At 75.4% G+C, this 14,419-nt stretch carries 13 protein-coding genes and 1 riboswitch; of the genes, 5 read left to right on the top strand and 8 right to left on the bottom strand.

Translation table 11 applies throughout. The features are described 5' to 3' along the window. Positions 1 to 72 precede the first annotated feature (72 nt). The gene (locus MT994_RS12790; RefSeq protein WP_021483102.1) at positions 73 to 831 is read left to right on the top strand and encodes a response regulator transcription factor; all 759 of its coding nucleotides are present in this window, start codon (positions 73 to 75) and stop codon (positions 829 to 831) included. Here the strand turns inward: MT994_RS12790 and MT994_RS12785 are convergent. From MT994_RS12785 to aspS, 3 genes are all read right to left on the bottom strand, one after another. Next, positions 807 to 1,199, bottom strand: coding sequence for a hypothetical protein (locus tag MT994_RS12785; protein WP_354806542.1), 393 nt, complete (start codon positions 1,197 to 1,199; stop codon positions 807 to 809). The genes MT994_RS12790 and MT994_RS12785 overlap by 25 nt on opposite strands. Next, positions 1,196 to 2,656, bottom strand: a complete 1,461-nt coding sequence (locus MT994_RS12780; RefSeq protein WP_076404905.1) for a glycosyltransferase family 2 protein — start codon at positions 2,654 to 2,656, stop codon at positions 1,196 to 1,198. Before MT994_RS12780 ends, MT994_RS12785 begins: the two co-directional genes overlap by 4 nt. 246 nt (positions 2,657 to 2,902) lie before the next feature. Then, a complete protein-coding gene (aspS, locus tag MT994_RS12775) occupies positions 2,903 to 4,738 on the bottom strand; it encodes an aspartate--tRNA ligase (RefSeq protein ID WP_354806541.1) in 1,836 nt (611 codons plus the stop codon). Between the two features lie 283 nt (positions 4,739 to 5,021). On the opposite strand from aspS, the gene MT994_RS12770 reads away from it, so the two are divergent. Then, positions 5,022 to 5,489 carry a PPOX class F420-dependent oxidoreductase gene (locus MT994_RS12770; RefSeq protein ID WP_043660852.1) on the top strand — a complete coding sequence of 156 codons (468 nt, stop codon included), beginning with the start codon at positions 5,022 to 5,024 and terminating at the stop codon, positions 5,487 to 5,489. A 6-nt stretch (positions 5,490 to 5,495) separates the two neighbouring features. Here MT994_RS12770 and MT994_RS12765 read toward each other — a convergent pair whose 3' ends face one another. Beyond that, positions 5,496 to 7,151: an Rv2578c family radical SAM protein gene (locus tag MT994_RS12765; protein WP_354806540.1), complete on the bottom strand. Its 1,656-nt coding sequence runs from the start codon at positions 7,149 to 7,151 to the stop codon at positions 5,496 to 5,498. A 43-nt stretch (positions 7,152 to 7,194) separates the two neighbouring features. Continuing rightward, complete coding sequence (locus MT994_RS12760; protein ID WP_354806539.1) at positions 7,195 to 7,632, bottom strand: hypothetical protein; 438 nt, start codon at positions 7,630 to 7,632, stop codon at positions 7,195 to 7,197. 145 nt (positions 7,633 to 7,777) lie between these two features. Beyond that, positions 7,778 to 7,897: riboswitch (TPP riboswitch) on the top strand. 104 nt (positions 7,898 to 8,001) lie between these two features. Here MT994_RS12760 and MT994_RS12755 point away from each other — a divergent pair. Genes MT994_RS12755 through MT994_RS12745 form a run of 3 tightly spaced genes read left to right on the top strand, consistent with a single transcriptional unit; the run spans position 8,002 to position 11,301 of the window. Next, positions 8,002 to 8,706 carry an ECF transporter S component gene (locus MT994_RS12755; protein WP_354806538.1) on the top strand — a complete coding sequence of 235 codons (705 nt, stop codon included), beginning with the start codon at positions 8,002 to 8,004 and terminating at the stop codon, positions 8,704 to 8,706. Then, positions 8,699 to 10,516: an ATP-binding cassette domain-containing protein gene (locus MT994_RS12750; protein WP_354806536.1), complete on the top strand. Its 1,818-nt coding sequence runs from the start codon at positions 8,699 to 8,701 to the stop codon at positions 10,514 to 10,516. The genes MT994_RS12755 and MT994_RS12750 overlap by 8 nt, the downstream gene beginning before the upstream one ends. After that, a complete protein-coding gene (locus MT994_RS12745; protein ID WP_354806534.1) occupies positions 10,513 to 11,301 on the top strand; it encodes an energy-coupling factor transporter transmembrane component T in 789 nt (262 codons plus the stop codon). Before MT994_RS12750 ends, MT994_RS12745 begins: the two co-directional genes overlap by 4 nt. A gap of 17 nt (positions 11,302 to 11,318) precedes the next feature. Here the strand turns inward: MT994_RS12745 and MT994_RS12740 are convergent, their stop codons facing one another. From MT994_RS12740 to MT994_RS12730, 3 genes are all read right to left on the bottom strand, one after another. Further along, entirely contained in the window at positions 11,319 to 11,987 is a 669-nt protein-coding gene (locus MT994_RS12740; protein ID WP_354806533.1) for a M23 family metallopeptidase, read from the bottom strand. Between the two features lie 28 nt (positions 11,988 to 12,015). Next, positions 12,016 to 13,413 carry a histidine--tRNA ligase gene (hisS, locus tag MT994_RS12735; RefSeq protein WP_354806531.1) on the bottom strand — a complete coding sequence of 466 codons (1,398 nt, stop codon included), beginning with the start codon at positions 13,411 to 13,413 and terminating at the stop codon, positions 12,016 to 12,018. Between the two features lie 61 nt (positions 13,414 to 13,474). Continuing rightward, positions 13,475 to 14,257: an MBL fold metallo-hydrolase gene (locus tag MT994_RS12730; protein ID WP_354806530.1), complete on the bottom strand. Its 783-nt coding sequence runs from the start codon at positions 14,255 to 14,257 to the stop codon at positions 13,475 to 13,477. Positions 14,258 to 14,419 lie beyond the last annotated feature (162 nt).

Below are 14,419 nucleotides of genomic sequence, written 5' to 3'. Positions count from 1 at the left end.
GACGGTTCGTGCGCGGGCACTCCCGCGGGCGGCTACGGTAGGCGGCAGACTCAGTCGCACGGGGGGAGACGGATGGCGGACAACACGCGCACCGCAGTCATCGTCGAGGACGACGCGGAGATCCGTGATCTCCTGCGGACGGTGCTCGGTCAGGCAGGCTTCATCACCGAGGCGGCCGCGACCGGCGTCGAGGGCGTGGAGCTCGTCCGGCGGACCGACCCGGTCGTGACGACCCTCGACGTGAGCCTGCCCGACATCGACGGGTTCGAGGTGTGCCGGCGCATCCGTCAGATCTCCGACACCTACATCGTGATGCTCACCGCGCGCACCGACGAGATCGACACCCTCATGGGCCTGGACGCCGGTGCCGACGACTACCAGACGAAGCCGTTCCGCCCGCGCGAGCTGCGCGCACGGATCGAGGCCCTCCTGCGGCGCCCGCGACGCGGCCTGCCGTCGGACGGCGCCGACGCCGCACGGCCAGCCCCGGCGGACCACGAGCCGACCCTCGTGGGGTCAGACGGGCTCCTGCTGGACGTCCCGCGCCGCACCGCCACGGTCGACGGCGAGGCCGTCCACCTCACGCGCAGCGAGTACGACCTCCTGGGAGCGCTCGTCGAGGCGGCGGGTCGCGTCGTCAGCCGCAACGAGCTCGTCCGCGTCCTGTGGGGCGAGGAGTACGACGCCGGCACGTACGTCACGGACGCGGACCGGCGCAGCGTGGAGGTGCACATCGCGAACCTGCGCCGCAAGCTCGGCGACGGCCCGTCGTCGCCCCGGTGGATCCGCACCGTGCGCGGCGTCGGCTACCGGTTCGACCCCACGGGCTGACCGACGGCGGGCGGCGGGTCGCCGAGCAGCAGCGCGACCTCGTCGCAGGCGCTGCGCGCGGCGGCCCGCAGCGTCGCGAGCGCGCGCGCCTCGTCCGCGGTCGTGCGGTGCGAGGCGAAATGCCGGTCGAGCAGCGCGGAGGCGGCGTCCCCGACCTCCGCGGCCCCGACCATGAGCGACGTCGACCGCACGGTGAGCAGCGTGCTGCGCGCCTCCTCGTCGTCGCCCCGGGCGAGCGCGACCGCCGCCGCGTCGACCCGTGGGACGACGAGGTCCCGGTACGCGACGAAGAAGCGCCGGACGGCCTGCACGTCACCGTCCAGGTCGTCCTCGAGCGCCGTCCACGCCCGGCGCAGGTCCTCTCTCACGCGCGGAGGCCGTGGTGGCGGCGCACGAGCCGGCGCAGCATGAAGAACGTCTGGAGGATCGTCACCACGCCGAGCACCGGCCACCCGAGGGACAGGACGGCGGACTGGGCTCCCGGCGTCATCGTCGTCCATGCCCACACCACGGCGGCGAGAGCGACCAGAGCGACGAGGAGCGGGCTGAGGTAGGCCCATCCGGTGCCCCGCTCGGCCTTGGCCTGCGCAGCCCAGTTGTCGGTGCGCGAGCGGGAGAGGAACTTGGACCACGCGCGCACGAAGTGCCCGATGCGGATCCACATGTAGGCCTCGGCCGGGACGAGGGTCGCGGCGAAGAGCACGTCGCGCCAGGTACGGCTCTTGATGGAGAGCGCCGTCCGGAGGTTGAGCGCGACCGCGACGGCGGGCGGCACGAGCCAGACGGGCGAGAAGCGGAACGCGTGAAGGCTCAGCGCGCCGGCGACGAGCAGCCCGAACAGGATGCGCGTGGCGGCGTTGACGAGCATGCTCACGTTCTCCATCCAGCGCAGCCGCAGGTTGGGGTGGAACGGCTGGCCCCGCGTGTCACCACGCTGACCCGGCCACATGAGGTCGATCGCACCGTAGTTCCACTTGACCTGCTGGCCGTCGAGCGCACGCAGCGTCGTCATGCCGCCGACCGTCGCGCGCGCGGTCGCGGAGATCTTGGTCGAGTAGCCGAGCGACTTGATCTGCAGGCTGAGGAGAGAGTCCTCGACCTCGGAGTCGGAGACCCACGGGTCGCGCTGGTGGTGCGCGAGCATGACGGCCTCGAGCGCCGACATCCGGAACAGCGAGGCCTGGCCGCCGAGGACGGCCATGTTCCGCCCGCGCAGGAGGTTCTGCATGTTGAACGCGGCGAACTGGGCGCGCTGGCCGGTGAGGAGGAACCCGCCGAGGGGTCCGCGCGGGGAGCCGTTGTCGACCGTGTAGATCGCGGAGATCCCGCCGATGCGCGGGTCGGACGACATCTCGGCCTCGAGCCGCTCCACGGCGTCCTTGGCCAGCACGGTGTCGCCGTCCACGCCGAGGAGGTAGTCGGCGCCGCGCACGAGGCGGTACCCGTAGTTGAGCGCGCCGACCTTCTTGTCCGCGAGGGCGCCCAGGTCGTGGACGTACACGCGCGTGGTCTGCTCGACGCCGCGGCGGCGCGTCGTGTGCTCGCCGGCGAGCTTGGACGCCTTGGCGAACGTGCGGTCGCTGGTGTTGTTGACCACGACGTGCACGACGTCCGGCAGGCGGGTCTGCCGCAAGATGCCCTTGAGCACGGACTTGATCGTCGAGCCCTCGTTGTAGGCAGGGATGATCGCGCCGATCGTCGCACGACGGGCGGGTTCCTGGACCACGACCTCGTCGGGCGTGAACTGGTAGCGGTCGAGCTCCGTGCCGAAGGGCGCGGGCTCGTCGACGTCGACCGGGTCGCGGTCGGTGAGCAGGGCGGTCATGAGTGCCTCGTTCGTCGTGGGGTTCAACGAGCACGATCCTGCGCGACCCGGCGCGAGGCACCCGCCGAGTCGGCGCAGCGAAACCTCAGGATCTGCTCAAGATCCGGGCGCGGGACGTGCTCAGGCCTTCGTCCTCGCCCGGTCCGGGCCTCGTGCCGCACCGCGGCAGCGGTCCCCGTGGCCCGGACGCGCGGAGGGCGCGCCACCCGGCGGGGTGGCGCGCCCTCGGCGTCGAGCGTGCTGGGGTCAGGCGTCCGTGCGCCCGCTCTCGCCGGCCGTGTCGCCGTCCGCGCCGCCCTCGGTGCCGCCGTCGCGCGACGGGGCGGCGGGCTTCGCGTCGACGCCCGCCTCCTTGCGCTGCTCGGGCGTGATCGGGGCGGGTGCCTGCGTCAGCGGGTCGTACCCGCCGCCCGACTTGGGGAACGCGATGACGTCGCGGATGGAGTCCGACTTCGTCAGCAGCGCGACGATGCGGTCCCAGCCGAACGCGATGCCGCCGTGCGGGGGCGCACCGAACTTGAAGGCGTCGAGCAGGAAGCCGAACTTCTCCTGCGCCTCCTCGGGCCCGATCCCCATGACGTCGAAGACGCGCTCCTGCACGTCGCGACGGTGGATACGGATGGACCCGCCGCCGATCTCGTTGCCGTTGCACACGATGTCGTAGGCGTAGGCGAGCGCCTCGCCCGGGTTCTGCTCGAACGTGTCGACCCAGTCCGGCGTGGGCGACGTGAACGCGTGGTGCACGGCGGTCCAGGCGGAGTGGCCCAGGTCGACGTCGTCGTCCTCACCGGTCGGCTTGAACAGCGGCGCGTCGACGATCCAGACGAACGCCCACGCGTCGTCGTCGATCTGACCCGTCCGCTTCGCGATCTCCTGGCGCGCGGCGCCGAGCAGGGCGCGCGAGTCCGACGTCTTGCCCGCGGCAAAGAACACGGCGTCCCCCGGCTGCGCGCCGGTCGCCTCGCGCAGGCCCTCGCGCTCGGCGTCGGACAGGTTCTTCGCGACGGGGCCGCCGAGCGTGCCGTCCTCGCCGAACGTCACGTACGCGAGGCCCCGAGCGCCGCGCTGCTTGGCCCACTCCTGCCACGCGTCGAACTGGCGGCGCGGCTGCGAGGCCCCGCCCGCCATGACGACGGCGCCGACGTACTCGGCCTGGAACACGCGGAACGGGGTGTCCCGGAAGTAGTCCGTGAGCTCGACCAGGGGGTTGCCGAACCGGAGGTCGGGCTTGTCGGACCCGTACAGCCGCATGGCGTCGTGGAAGGTCATGCGCGGGATGGGCGTCGGGATCGTGTACCCGATGAGCTCCCACAGCGCGACGAGGATCTTCTCGGCGAGCGCGATGACGTCGTCCTGCTCGACGAAGCTCATCTCGACGTCGAGCTGCGTGAACTCCGGCTGGCGGTCCGCACGGAAGTCCTCGTCGCGGTAGCAGCGCGCGATCTGGTAGTAGCGCTCCATGCCCGCGACCATGAGGAGCTGCTTGAACAGCTGGGGCGACTGCGGCAGCGCGTACCAGGAGCCGGGCGCGAGGCGCGCGGGCACGAGGAAGTCGCGCGCGCCCTCGGGCGTCGAGCGGGTGAGCGTCGGCGTCTCGATCTCGACGAACTCCTCGGCGTCGAGCACGCGGCGTGCGGCCTGGTTCGCCTTGGCGCGCAGGCGCAGGGCGTGCGCGGGGGTGGGCCGGCGCAGGTCGAGGTAGCGGTGCTTGAGGCGCGCCTCCTCGCCGATCGTCTCGGTGTCCGCGAGCGCCGTCGAGACCTGGAACGGCAGGGCCTCGGAGGTGTTGAGCACGACGACGTCGGTCGCGACGACCTCGATCTCGCCCGTGGGCAGGGACGGGTTCTCGTTGCCGTCGGGGCGGCGCGAGACCTCGCCCGTGACCTGGAGGACGAACTCGTTGCGCAGCGGGTGCGCGACGGCCTCGTCGCGGATGACGACCTGGGCGATGCCGGAGGCGTCGCGCAGGTCGATGAAGGCGACGCCGCCGTGATCGCGCCGACGGTCGACCCAGCCCGTGAGGGTGACGGTCTGACCGGTGTGCTCGGCCCGCAGTGAGCCGGCCGTTCGGGTGCGCAGCACGGAGGGTTCCTTCCAGGTGGGCGGTGGGGGGTCGCGCTCCCGGAGCGGGGACGCGTCCGCTGAAGTCTAGTGCGGGCGGGCGGGCGGCTCGAACGGATACCTCCGACCGGAGGCGGTCGACGGTCCGCTCTCGACCGGCGGGGGCGACCGGATACCGTGGCGGTGCCGCCGCGACGTCCCGTGGCGGCACCGCCGGGACCGGCGCGGCGCCTGCGGGCGCGCACGGGCCGACCGGCCGCGGCAGGGCCGTCCGGCCCGCCGCCCGCACGAAGGAGGGTGACCCGTGGCACGCACCATCGCGACGAACCGGCGCGTCGAGCGCGACGAGCTCGAGGAGTTCCTGCGCTCCCGGCACGACGGCGTCCTCGTCACCACCCGCGCCGACGGCCGCCCCCAGCTCAGCCCGGTCACGTACGGGGTGGACGACGCGGGTCGGGTCGTCGTGTCGACGTACCCGGAGCGCGCCAAGGCGGTCAACGTGCGCCGCGACCCGCGCGCGTCGCTGCTGTCCCTGGGCGAGCGGTTCTCCGACCCGTGGGTGCAGGTCGACGGCGAGGCGGAGGTGATCGACCTGCCCGAGTCGGTCGAGCCGCTGGTCGACTACTACCGCGCCGTCGGCGGCGAGCACCCGGACTGGGACGAGTACCGCGCCGCGATGGTCACCCAGGGCAAGTCGCTCGTGCGGCTGACGATCACGCGCTGGGGACCGGTGGCGACGGGCGGCTTCCCGGCGCGCCTCGCCGACGCCTGAGACAGGTCAGAACAGGACCTGCTCCACTCCCCCGCCGACGACGTCGAGCCCGCCGCCGTCCACCGGCATGCCCGCGAGCGCCCCGCCGGGGCCGTCGCGCGCGTCCTGCGGCGCCGGGTCGACGGCGAGGCTGCCGGCCGGGTAGGCGCCGTCCGTCGGCGGCCCTGGCCGGCGGTGCCGGTCGCCGGGCTCGCCGCGGCGGAACCGGCCCTCGACGCCCGCGGGGCCGCGGTGGCCCGCGACCCCGAACCCGCGTGCCTCGAGCATCGGCCGCACCCGGTCCCACAGCCAGGACCGGTACGCCGTCGAGGCGTACGTGCCGCGGGCGTACACGCGCTCGTACCCGGGGACGAGGCGCGGGTGCTCGCGCGCGAGCCAGCCCATGTACCACTCGCGCGTGCCGGGCTTGAGGTGCAGGGGCAGCACCGTGACGCCGGTCGCGCCCGCGTCCTTGACGGCGTCGAGCAGCTCGGTGAGCGCGCGGGTCGAGTCGGTGAGCCACGGCAGCACGGGAGCGACCATGACGCCGCACGGCAGACCGGCCTCCCGGACCGTGCGGACGAGGTCGAGCCGCGCGCGCGGCGAGGGCGTGCCGGGCTCGACGCTCGCCTGGAGCTCGGGGTCCAGGAGCGCGAGGGACACGCCGATCCCGACCTCGACGCGCGAGGCTGCGTCGACGAGCAGCGGCAGGTCGCGGCGCAGGAGCGTGCCCTTGGTCAGCACGGACAGCGGCGTGCCCGACCCGGCGAGCGCGTCGATGATGCCGGGCATGAGGCGGTAGCGACCCTCGGCGCGCTGGTACGGGTCGGTGTTGGTGCCGAGCGCGACGGCCTCGCGCGCCCAGGACGGGCGGGCGAGCTCGGCGCGCAGCACGTCGTCGACGTTGACCTTGACCACGACCTCCCGGTCGAAGTCCTCGCCCGCGTCGAGGTCGAGGTACTGGTGCGTGGGGCGGGCGAAGCAGTTGTGGCTCACGACCCCCGCGGCGACGAAGTCGCGCGTGCCGGTCGTGATGTCGACCAGCTCCGTCGTCTCCCCCGGCCCGTCGAGTGCTTCCAGGGAGTCGACGCGCAGCGCCTCGCCGCCGGTGACGTCCTGGCCGTCGAGGACGGGCCGCCCGTCCGCGAGCGCCGCGGCGCCCGGCCCGACGAGCACGTCGCCGAGCGCCAGGCGGGCACGGTGCCCGGCACCGCCGACGACGTGGCGCCACCCGCGCTCGGTGAGGAACCGGTGGTCGCCGCTCGCCACGAGGCGCGTGCCGTCGGCGAGGGTCACGCGGTAGGCGCGCTTGCGGGTGGTCCAGCGGTCGAGCACCCGGGTGCGCACGTAGCGCCGGTACGCGCCGTGCGGGGCGGTGCCGACGATCTCGTCGCCGACACGCAGCTCGCCGATCGGCCGTTGCGTGCCGTCGGCCAGCAGCACCGGGGTGGCGGGCGCGAGGCAGTAGGAGCACGCGTGGCTGCACCCGCGGTACGGGTTGACGGTCCACCGGAACGGCATGCGCGACATCGCCGGCACCTTGGACAGCGCGCTCTTGGCCGTGACCTCGTGGAACGTGATGCCCGCGAACTCGGGCGTGCGCACGCTGCGGACGAGGCCGACCCGCTCCAGCCCGGGGAGCGCGCCGTCGTCCGCGCCGAGCGCCTGTCCGTCCCACCGCATCGCGCTATTCGAACAAACGTTCGAACGCGCTGTCAAGGGCGGGTCATTCGTCGGCGGACCACGCCTTGAGCAGCGCCAGGTTCCCGAGGGGGATGTGGTGGCCGATGCGCGGATGGTCCAGCGCGACACCGACGACCCCGGCCGCGCCGAAGGACGCGACGTAGTCGATCGCCGCCGGCACGGGTACCCCGAGCAACGGCACGGCGCCTGTCTCGTCGTCCGCCAGACCGAGCGCCCGGGCCGCCTCGTCCGCGCGCGCGGCGCTGCTGTAGAGGCAGATCATGGGCCCCTGGTCCGCAGCGACGGCGTACGGACGCGGCTGGTCCTCGGACCCCCGCGCGATGAAGAACCACGTGCCGAGGCGCACCGTCTGCCGCCACAGCGCGATCTGGGCCGACGTGTCGCCCGCGGGCGCGCTCCGCACGGCCTCGTCGAGGCGGTCCAGCTCGGCGACCGCGGCGGGGTCGTTGTCTCGGGTCATGCGCACTGCCTCGTTCCTCGTGGTCGGAGCCCGTACCCGGGTCCGCGCGGGCGCCTCGTCGCCGTCACCTTCTCACGGCGGCCGGGCGTCCCGGTGGGTGAGACGCCGGGATTGTCCGGCGGCCGTCCAGGCCCTAGGGTCGGGCCGAACGCCCCCGGGGAGCGCACGAGCGCTGAGAGTGCAGGCCGGACACCCGTCCCCCCTGCAGACCCGTGGAACCTGATCTGGTTCGTACCAGCGAAGGGAGCAGGGCCGACGTCACCGTCCCCTGCGCGCTCGTGCCCGCGCCCCGCGCGTGCCGTCCGCGCGGGGGCGGCGGTGGCGCGCCGTCGTGCACCCCTCGCCCCGGGGCCCGACGGAGGGAAGCGCATGACCGAGCCCCGCACCACGCCGCCCCGGGCGACCCCGCCCACCGCCACGCCCGACGACCGACCCGACGGCGTGGGTCCCACGCCCGCCCCTCGGGACCGCGCCGTCGCCACTCCCCCGAGCCGTGCCCGACGCCGCGGCCTCACCCTCCACGAGACCGTCCTCGTCGCCGTGCTGGGGGTCGTGTTCGGGTTCGTCTACTGGGCGTTCGTGCAGCTCTGGGCCCCGCTCCAGCTCGCCATGGGACCGCTCGCGGACCTCGCCGCCAACGTGCTCGCGGGCGCGTGGATCGTCGTCGGCCCGCTCGCGACGTACATCGTGCGCAAGCCGGGCGTCGGCATCCTCACCGAGACGCTCGCGGCGCTCGTCGAGGTGGTCTTCCTCGCGTCGCCCGCCGGCCCGCTGCTCGTCCTCGTGGGGCTCGTCCAGGGCATGGGCGCCGAGATCCCCTTCGCCCTCACCCGGTACCGCCGCTACCGCTGGTGGGTCTTCGTCGCGTCGGGAGTGAGCGCGGCGCTCGTCACGTACGCGTTCAACGCGGTCCGCTTCGGCTGGCTCGGGCAGGACTACGCGATGCTCCGGCTCGGCGTGCAGGTCGTCTCGTGCGTCGTGCTGTGCGGGATCGCGGCGCGCCTCCTCGGCGACGCCCTCGCCCGCACCGGCGCGCTCGACGCCTTCGCGATCGGGGCCGACCGCCGTGGCTGAGGCACCGACCGCCGCACCGGACGTCACGCCGGACGCCGTGCCCGGCGACGTGCCCTGCGACGTGCCCGACGCCGTCGCCGCCGCCGGTCTGACCGTCACCGTGGGCCACGACGGCACGCGCGTGCTCGACGACCTCACGCTCACCGTCCCCGCGGGCACCGGGCTGCTCGTGCTCGGCCCCTCGGGCTGCGGGAAGTCCACGCTGCTGCGTGCGCTCGTCGGCGTCGTGCCTCACACGCTCCCGGGGTCGGTCACGGGCGACCTGCGCGTGACGGGCGTCGACCCGCGCGACACGACCCCGGCGGCGCTCGCCGCGCGCGTCGGCCTCGTCCAGCAGCGGCCGGGCGACCAGCTCTGTCTCGCCCGCGTCGACGACGAGCTGCGGTTCGCGCTCGAGAACCGGGCGGCGGACCCGCGCACGATGGACGCCCGCGCCGCCACCGCGCTCGCCGCCGTCGGTGCGGACCACCTGCACGACCGGCCGACCCACGCGCTGTCGGGGGGCGAGGCGCAGCGCGTCGCCCTCGCGGCGGCGCTCGTCGCCGACCCCGAGCTCGTGGTCCTCGACGAGCCGACGGCGTTCCTCGACCCGGCGGCGGCGCACGAGGTCGGGACGCTCGTGGGCGGGCTCGTCCGGGCGCCCGGACGGGACGCGCCCGACACCCCCGGCCGGTCGGTCGTGCTCGTCGAGCACCGCCTCGACGACGTCGGGACACTCCCGGCCGCGACGCTCGTGCTCGACGACACCGGTCGCGTCGTCGCGCACGGCCCCACGACCGCCGTCCTGCGCGCGCACGCCGCCACGCTCGCCGCGCTCGGGTGCTGGCTGCCGCTCGACATCCGGCTGGAGCGCGCCGGAGCCCCGGGCCCGCTCGGCGCACCCGCGACCGACGCCTGGCTCGTCAACCTCGGGCGCACCGCCGACCCCCGCACCGTCGACCCCCGCGCCGCGGACGCCGGCCCGGTCGCCCTGCGTGCCCGACGCCTCGCGGTGCACCGTGCCGCGGCAGGCCACCGGCGGCGCGGGCGGGACGAGACGCCGGTGGTGCGCGACGTCGACCTCGACGTGCACGCGGGTGAGGTGCTCGCGGTGGTGGGGCCGAACGGCGGCGGCAAGTCGACCCTCCTGCGCGGGCTGGCGGGACTCGAACGGACCACGGGCGAGGTCACGACGGCGCCCGGTGCGCCCGTCGCGATGGTGTTCCAGGACCCGGAGCACCAGCTCCTCGCGCGCACGGTCCGCGACGAGGTCGCCTGGTCGGCCCGGCTCGCGCGGCTCGACGGCGTCGACGGACGCGTCGCGCGCACCCTGGACGCGTTCGCCCTCGCGCACCTCGCCGACGCGAACCCGTACCGGCTCTCCGGCGGCGAGCAGCGGCGCCTTTCCCTCGCGACGGCGACGGTGCTCGACCCGCCCGTCCTCCTCGCCGACGAGCCCACGTCGGGGCTCGACCGCGCCCAGGCGGACGCCGTCGCCCACGCGCTGCGCGAGCGCGCCGACGCGGGCGGCGCGGTGGTCGTCGTCACGCACGACCTCGCGCTCGTCGCGGCCCTCGCCGACCGTGTCGCCGTCGTCGTCGGCGGCCGGCTCGTGGCGCTGGGGCCGCCCGCCACCGTGCTGGCCGACGACGCGCTGTGCCGGCGCGCCCGCCTGCGCCGTCCTCCCCTGCTCGCGTGGTGGGCCCGCACGGGCCGCCGCCACGGGGTGGACCCGGGCGCGCTCGTCCGGGCGCTCGACGCCACCGTCGGCGCCGTCGCAGCCGACCCCGCAGAGACCGCGCCCGCAGCCCTCGCGGAGGTCGCCCCGTGACCGCTCCGCACAGCACGCCCCTCGGGCGCTGGAACCCGACGGTCAAGCTCGCGACCGTCCTCGTCGTGTCGACGGGTGCGCTGCTCGTCACCGACCCGTACACCCCCGCGATCGGGTGGGTGCTCACGGTCGCGGCGCTGCTGGTCGCGGGACGCGTCCCCGTGCGCACGCTCGCCCTGGCGCACGTGCCCTTCCTCGTGTTCGCGACGAGCCTGCTGGTCGTCAACGTCGCCACCCGGCCCGGCGGCGACCCGGTCGACCTGGGCCCGGTCACCGTCGGCTCCGACGGCCTGACGATCGGCGCCGGGCTCGCCGTGCGCACGCTGCTCGTCGGCGCCCTCTCGCTCACGGTCGCGGTGACGACCGACCCGGTGCACCTCATGACGAGCCTCCACCAGCACGGGCGGCTGCCCCTGACGTGGACGTACGCGGTGCTCGCGGCCCACCGGCTGCTCGTCGAGCTGCCCGACGCCTGGCACACGATCCGCTGCGCGCAGGCCGTGCGCGACCCGCGGCGGCGGCCCGGCACGCTCCCCCGGTCCCCCCGCGCGCTCGGGACCGCCGCGTTCGCCCTCCTCGTCGGCGCCGTGCGCCGGTCCGAGCGCCTGACCGTGGCGCTCGAGTCGCGCGGCCTGGGCTCCGGTCCACGCACCACGGCGCGGCCCGTCCCGCTCGGCGTGCCCGACGTCGTCGCCGCGGTCGCCGTGCTCGCCGTCGCCGCGGCGGTGGTCGTCGTCGGGGTCCGTGCGGGCTGGGTCACGGGGCTGGGCGCGCTCACGGCGTGAGGCTTGCCGGACCGCGGTCACGCAGGCTCGACGACCGCGCCCTCCGCCGGGACGCCGAGGTCCACGACGCGCGACGAGCCGTCGCGGGACCGCTCGCGGAAGCCCCGGAAGACGAGCGGCAGCCCGCGGGCGGCGAGCGCGTCCGGCGCGTCCATGGCCTGCACGTGCACGTGCGGCTGCGTCGAGTTCCCCGAGCTCCCGCACCGGCCCATCTCGTCACCCGCCGCGACGCGTCGGCCCGGCTCGACGGCCACGGACCCGGCGCGCAGGTGCGCGAGGACGACGTACGTGCCGGCCGGGTCCAGGGCGAGCACCACGTGGTTGCCCGCGAGCGCCGCGGCACCGCCGCGCGCCCGCGCCGCCTGCGTGAGCGCGTAGCCGAGCAGCGCGGTGGGCGACCGGCGGGCCTCGTGGTCGGGCTCGCCGTCGTGCACCGTGACGACGGTGCCCGCCGCCGGAGCGAGCACGGGCCGCCCGAACGCGACGAATCGTTCGGGCGGCTCGGTACCCAGCGCCGTGCGCCAGTCGCGCACGGCGGCGGTGCGCCGACCTCGGACGGCGACGAAGTCGATCGCGTACGTCGTCGCGAAGAGGTCGGTGCCGTGGCTCGGCACGCGGCGCGCCGGGCTGTTGCGCACGAGCCACGTCCCCTGGAAGGGCAGGGCGAGCTCGACCGGTCGCGTCACGGCGCCCTCCACTCCCCGGTGCGGCGGGTCAGCCCTCCGCGGGCACGACGCGCGGGAAGCGGTCCTCGGCGGGCGGCTCCCACGTCGCCGCGTCGGCGTCTACCTGCTCCCCCGAGCGGATGTCCTTCACCTGGTCGGGCGAGCGCGTGCCGTCGTCCTCGACGCGCCCGGGGAACCAGACGAACGGGATGCCGCGCCGGTCGGCGTAGCGGATCTGCTTGCCGAACTTCGCGGCGGCGGGCGCGACCTCGACCGGCACCCCGCGGGCGCGCAGCGCGTGCGCCACCGCGTCGGAGGCGTCGCGCGTCTCCTCGCTCGTGACGGCCACGACGACGGCGCTCGGCACCGCGCGCGTCGCGCGCACGAGGCCGGCGGAGAGCAGGCGCGACACGAGCCGGGACACGCCGATCGACAGCCCGACGCCGGGGTAGGTGTTCGCGCCGTCGGACGCGAGGGTGTCGTAGCGACCCCCCGAGCAGATCGAGCCGAGCTGCTCGTGGCCCACGAGCACGGTCTCGTAGACGGATCCCGTGTAGTAGTCGAGGCCGCGCGCGATCTTGAGGTCGGCGACGACGACGCCCGGGGCACGCACGCTCGCGGCCTCGATCAGCGCGCCGAGCTCGCCGAGCCCGGTCTCCAGCAGCTCGCTCTCCACGCCGTGCTCGGCCGCGAGCGCCCGCACGCGGTCGACCACGCCGGAGTCGCTCCCGCTGATGCTCGCGAGCGCGAGGCACGCCTGCGCCTGCTCGGGCGTCGTGCCGGCCTCGGACTCGAGCAGCGCGGCGACCTTCTCGGGGCCGACCTTGTCGAGCTTGTCGATCTGGCGCAGGACGTCGTCGACCGCGTCGATGCCGAGCCCGCGGTAGAACCCCTCGGCGACCCGGCGGTTGTTCACGAGGACGCGGACCTCGGGCACGCCGATGTCGCGCAGCGCGCCCAGGGCCTCGGCCATGACGAGCGGCAGCTCGACCTCGTAGTGGTAGGGCAGCTCGCCCGCGCCGACGACGTCGACGTCGGCCTGGGTGAACTCGCGGAAGCGCCCGTCCTGGGGGCGCTCGCCGCGCCACACCTTCTGGATCTGGTAGCGCTTGAAGGGGAACGCGAGGTGCCCGGCGTTCTCGAGCACGTAGCGCGCGAAGGGGACGGTGAGGTCGAAGTGCAGGCCGAGCTGCTTGTCGCCCTTCGCGGCCGACCCGGCCGCGGCGTCGTCCTGCGGCTCCTCCTGGAGCCTGCGCAGGACGTAGACCTCCTTCGACGTCTCCCCCTTGCGCAGGAGCTGGTCGAGCGGCTCGACCGCGCGCGTCTCGATCCCGGCGAACCCGTGCAGCTCGAACACCCGGCGCAGGGTGTCGAGGACGTGCTGCTCGACGATCCGACCGTCGGGGAGCCATTCGGGGAAACCGGAGAGGGGTGTGGGCCTGGCCATGGGTCAGATCTTCCCAGACGCCGGGACGGGCGACCGCATCGTCCGGCCCCCGGTCCTTCGCTCAGCGGGCAAGAAAGGGGTTCGTCGCCAACTCGCGTGCGACCGTCGTCGCCGGGCCGTGCCCCGGGAGCACGTCCCAGGCCGGGTCCAGGTGCGCGACGACGTCACGCAGGGTGCGGGCCATCGTCGCGCCGTCCCCGCCCGGCAGGTCGGTGCGGCCGACGGAGCCCGCGAAGAGGACGTCGCCGCTGAGCACGAGGCCCGATCCCGGCTCGCCGACCAGGTAGAGCGTGGAGCCCTCGGTGTGCCCGGGCGCGCCCACCGCGCGCAGCGCGACGCCGCCCCAGCGCAGCTCCTGCTCGCCGCCCGCGGGCACGTCGAACGTCTCGACGCGGCCCGGCTCGCGGTAGTCCTGCGGCCCGGCGCCGGCCGCCGCGAGCGCCGCACCGAGCGGGCCGGACACGACGGCGCCCGGCCGGCTCGCGGCGGGCCCGCCGTGCTCCAGGCTCCCGAAGGGGTCCGCGAGCCGGTACGCGTCGGCCGCGTGCAGCACGACGGGCACCCCGAAGCGGTCGGCGAGCGCCGCGGCGTCCCACGTGTGGTCGACGTGCCCGTGCGTCGCGAGCACGGCGCGGGGCACGAGGCCGGCGGAGCGGACGTGCGCGACGACGGCGTCCGCGACCCCCGCCCCCGCGTCGACCACGACGCAGTCGCCGCCCGGGGCGCTCACCACCGTGCAGTTCGTGCCGAAGACGGGCGCCACCACCACGTGCACGGCCGGTCCCGGCGGGGTCGGGCCGTGCTCGGCCGGGGGCGTCGGCGTCGTGCCGCGAGGTCGGTCCACGAGGGCGAGGGTAGCCCGCGGCACGGGCGGCGGGGCAGCTCCCGGCGGGCGCAGCGCGGGTTTCGGGCGGCGCCGTCGATACCGGACCGTGACCTGCGCGAGGCAAATCCACCCGCCACCAGGGTTCTCGGTGCCTAGACTGTCCCGTACCGACCACGGCCG

Source organism: Cellulosimicrobium sp. MI9406 (genome assembly GCF_040595865.1).
Classification (GTDB): Bacteria; Actinomycetota; Actinomycetes; order Actinomycetales; family Cellulomonadaceae; genus Cellulosimicrobium; species Cellulosimicrobium funkei.
This window is presented reverse-complemented; position numbering and strand designations above follow the sequence as displayed.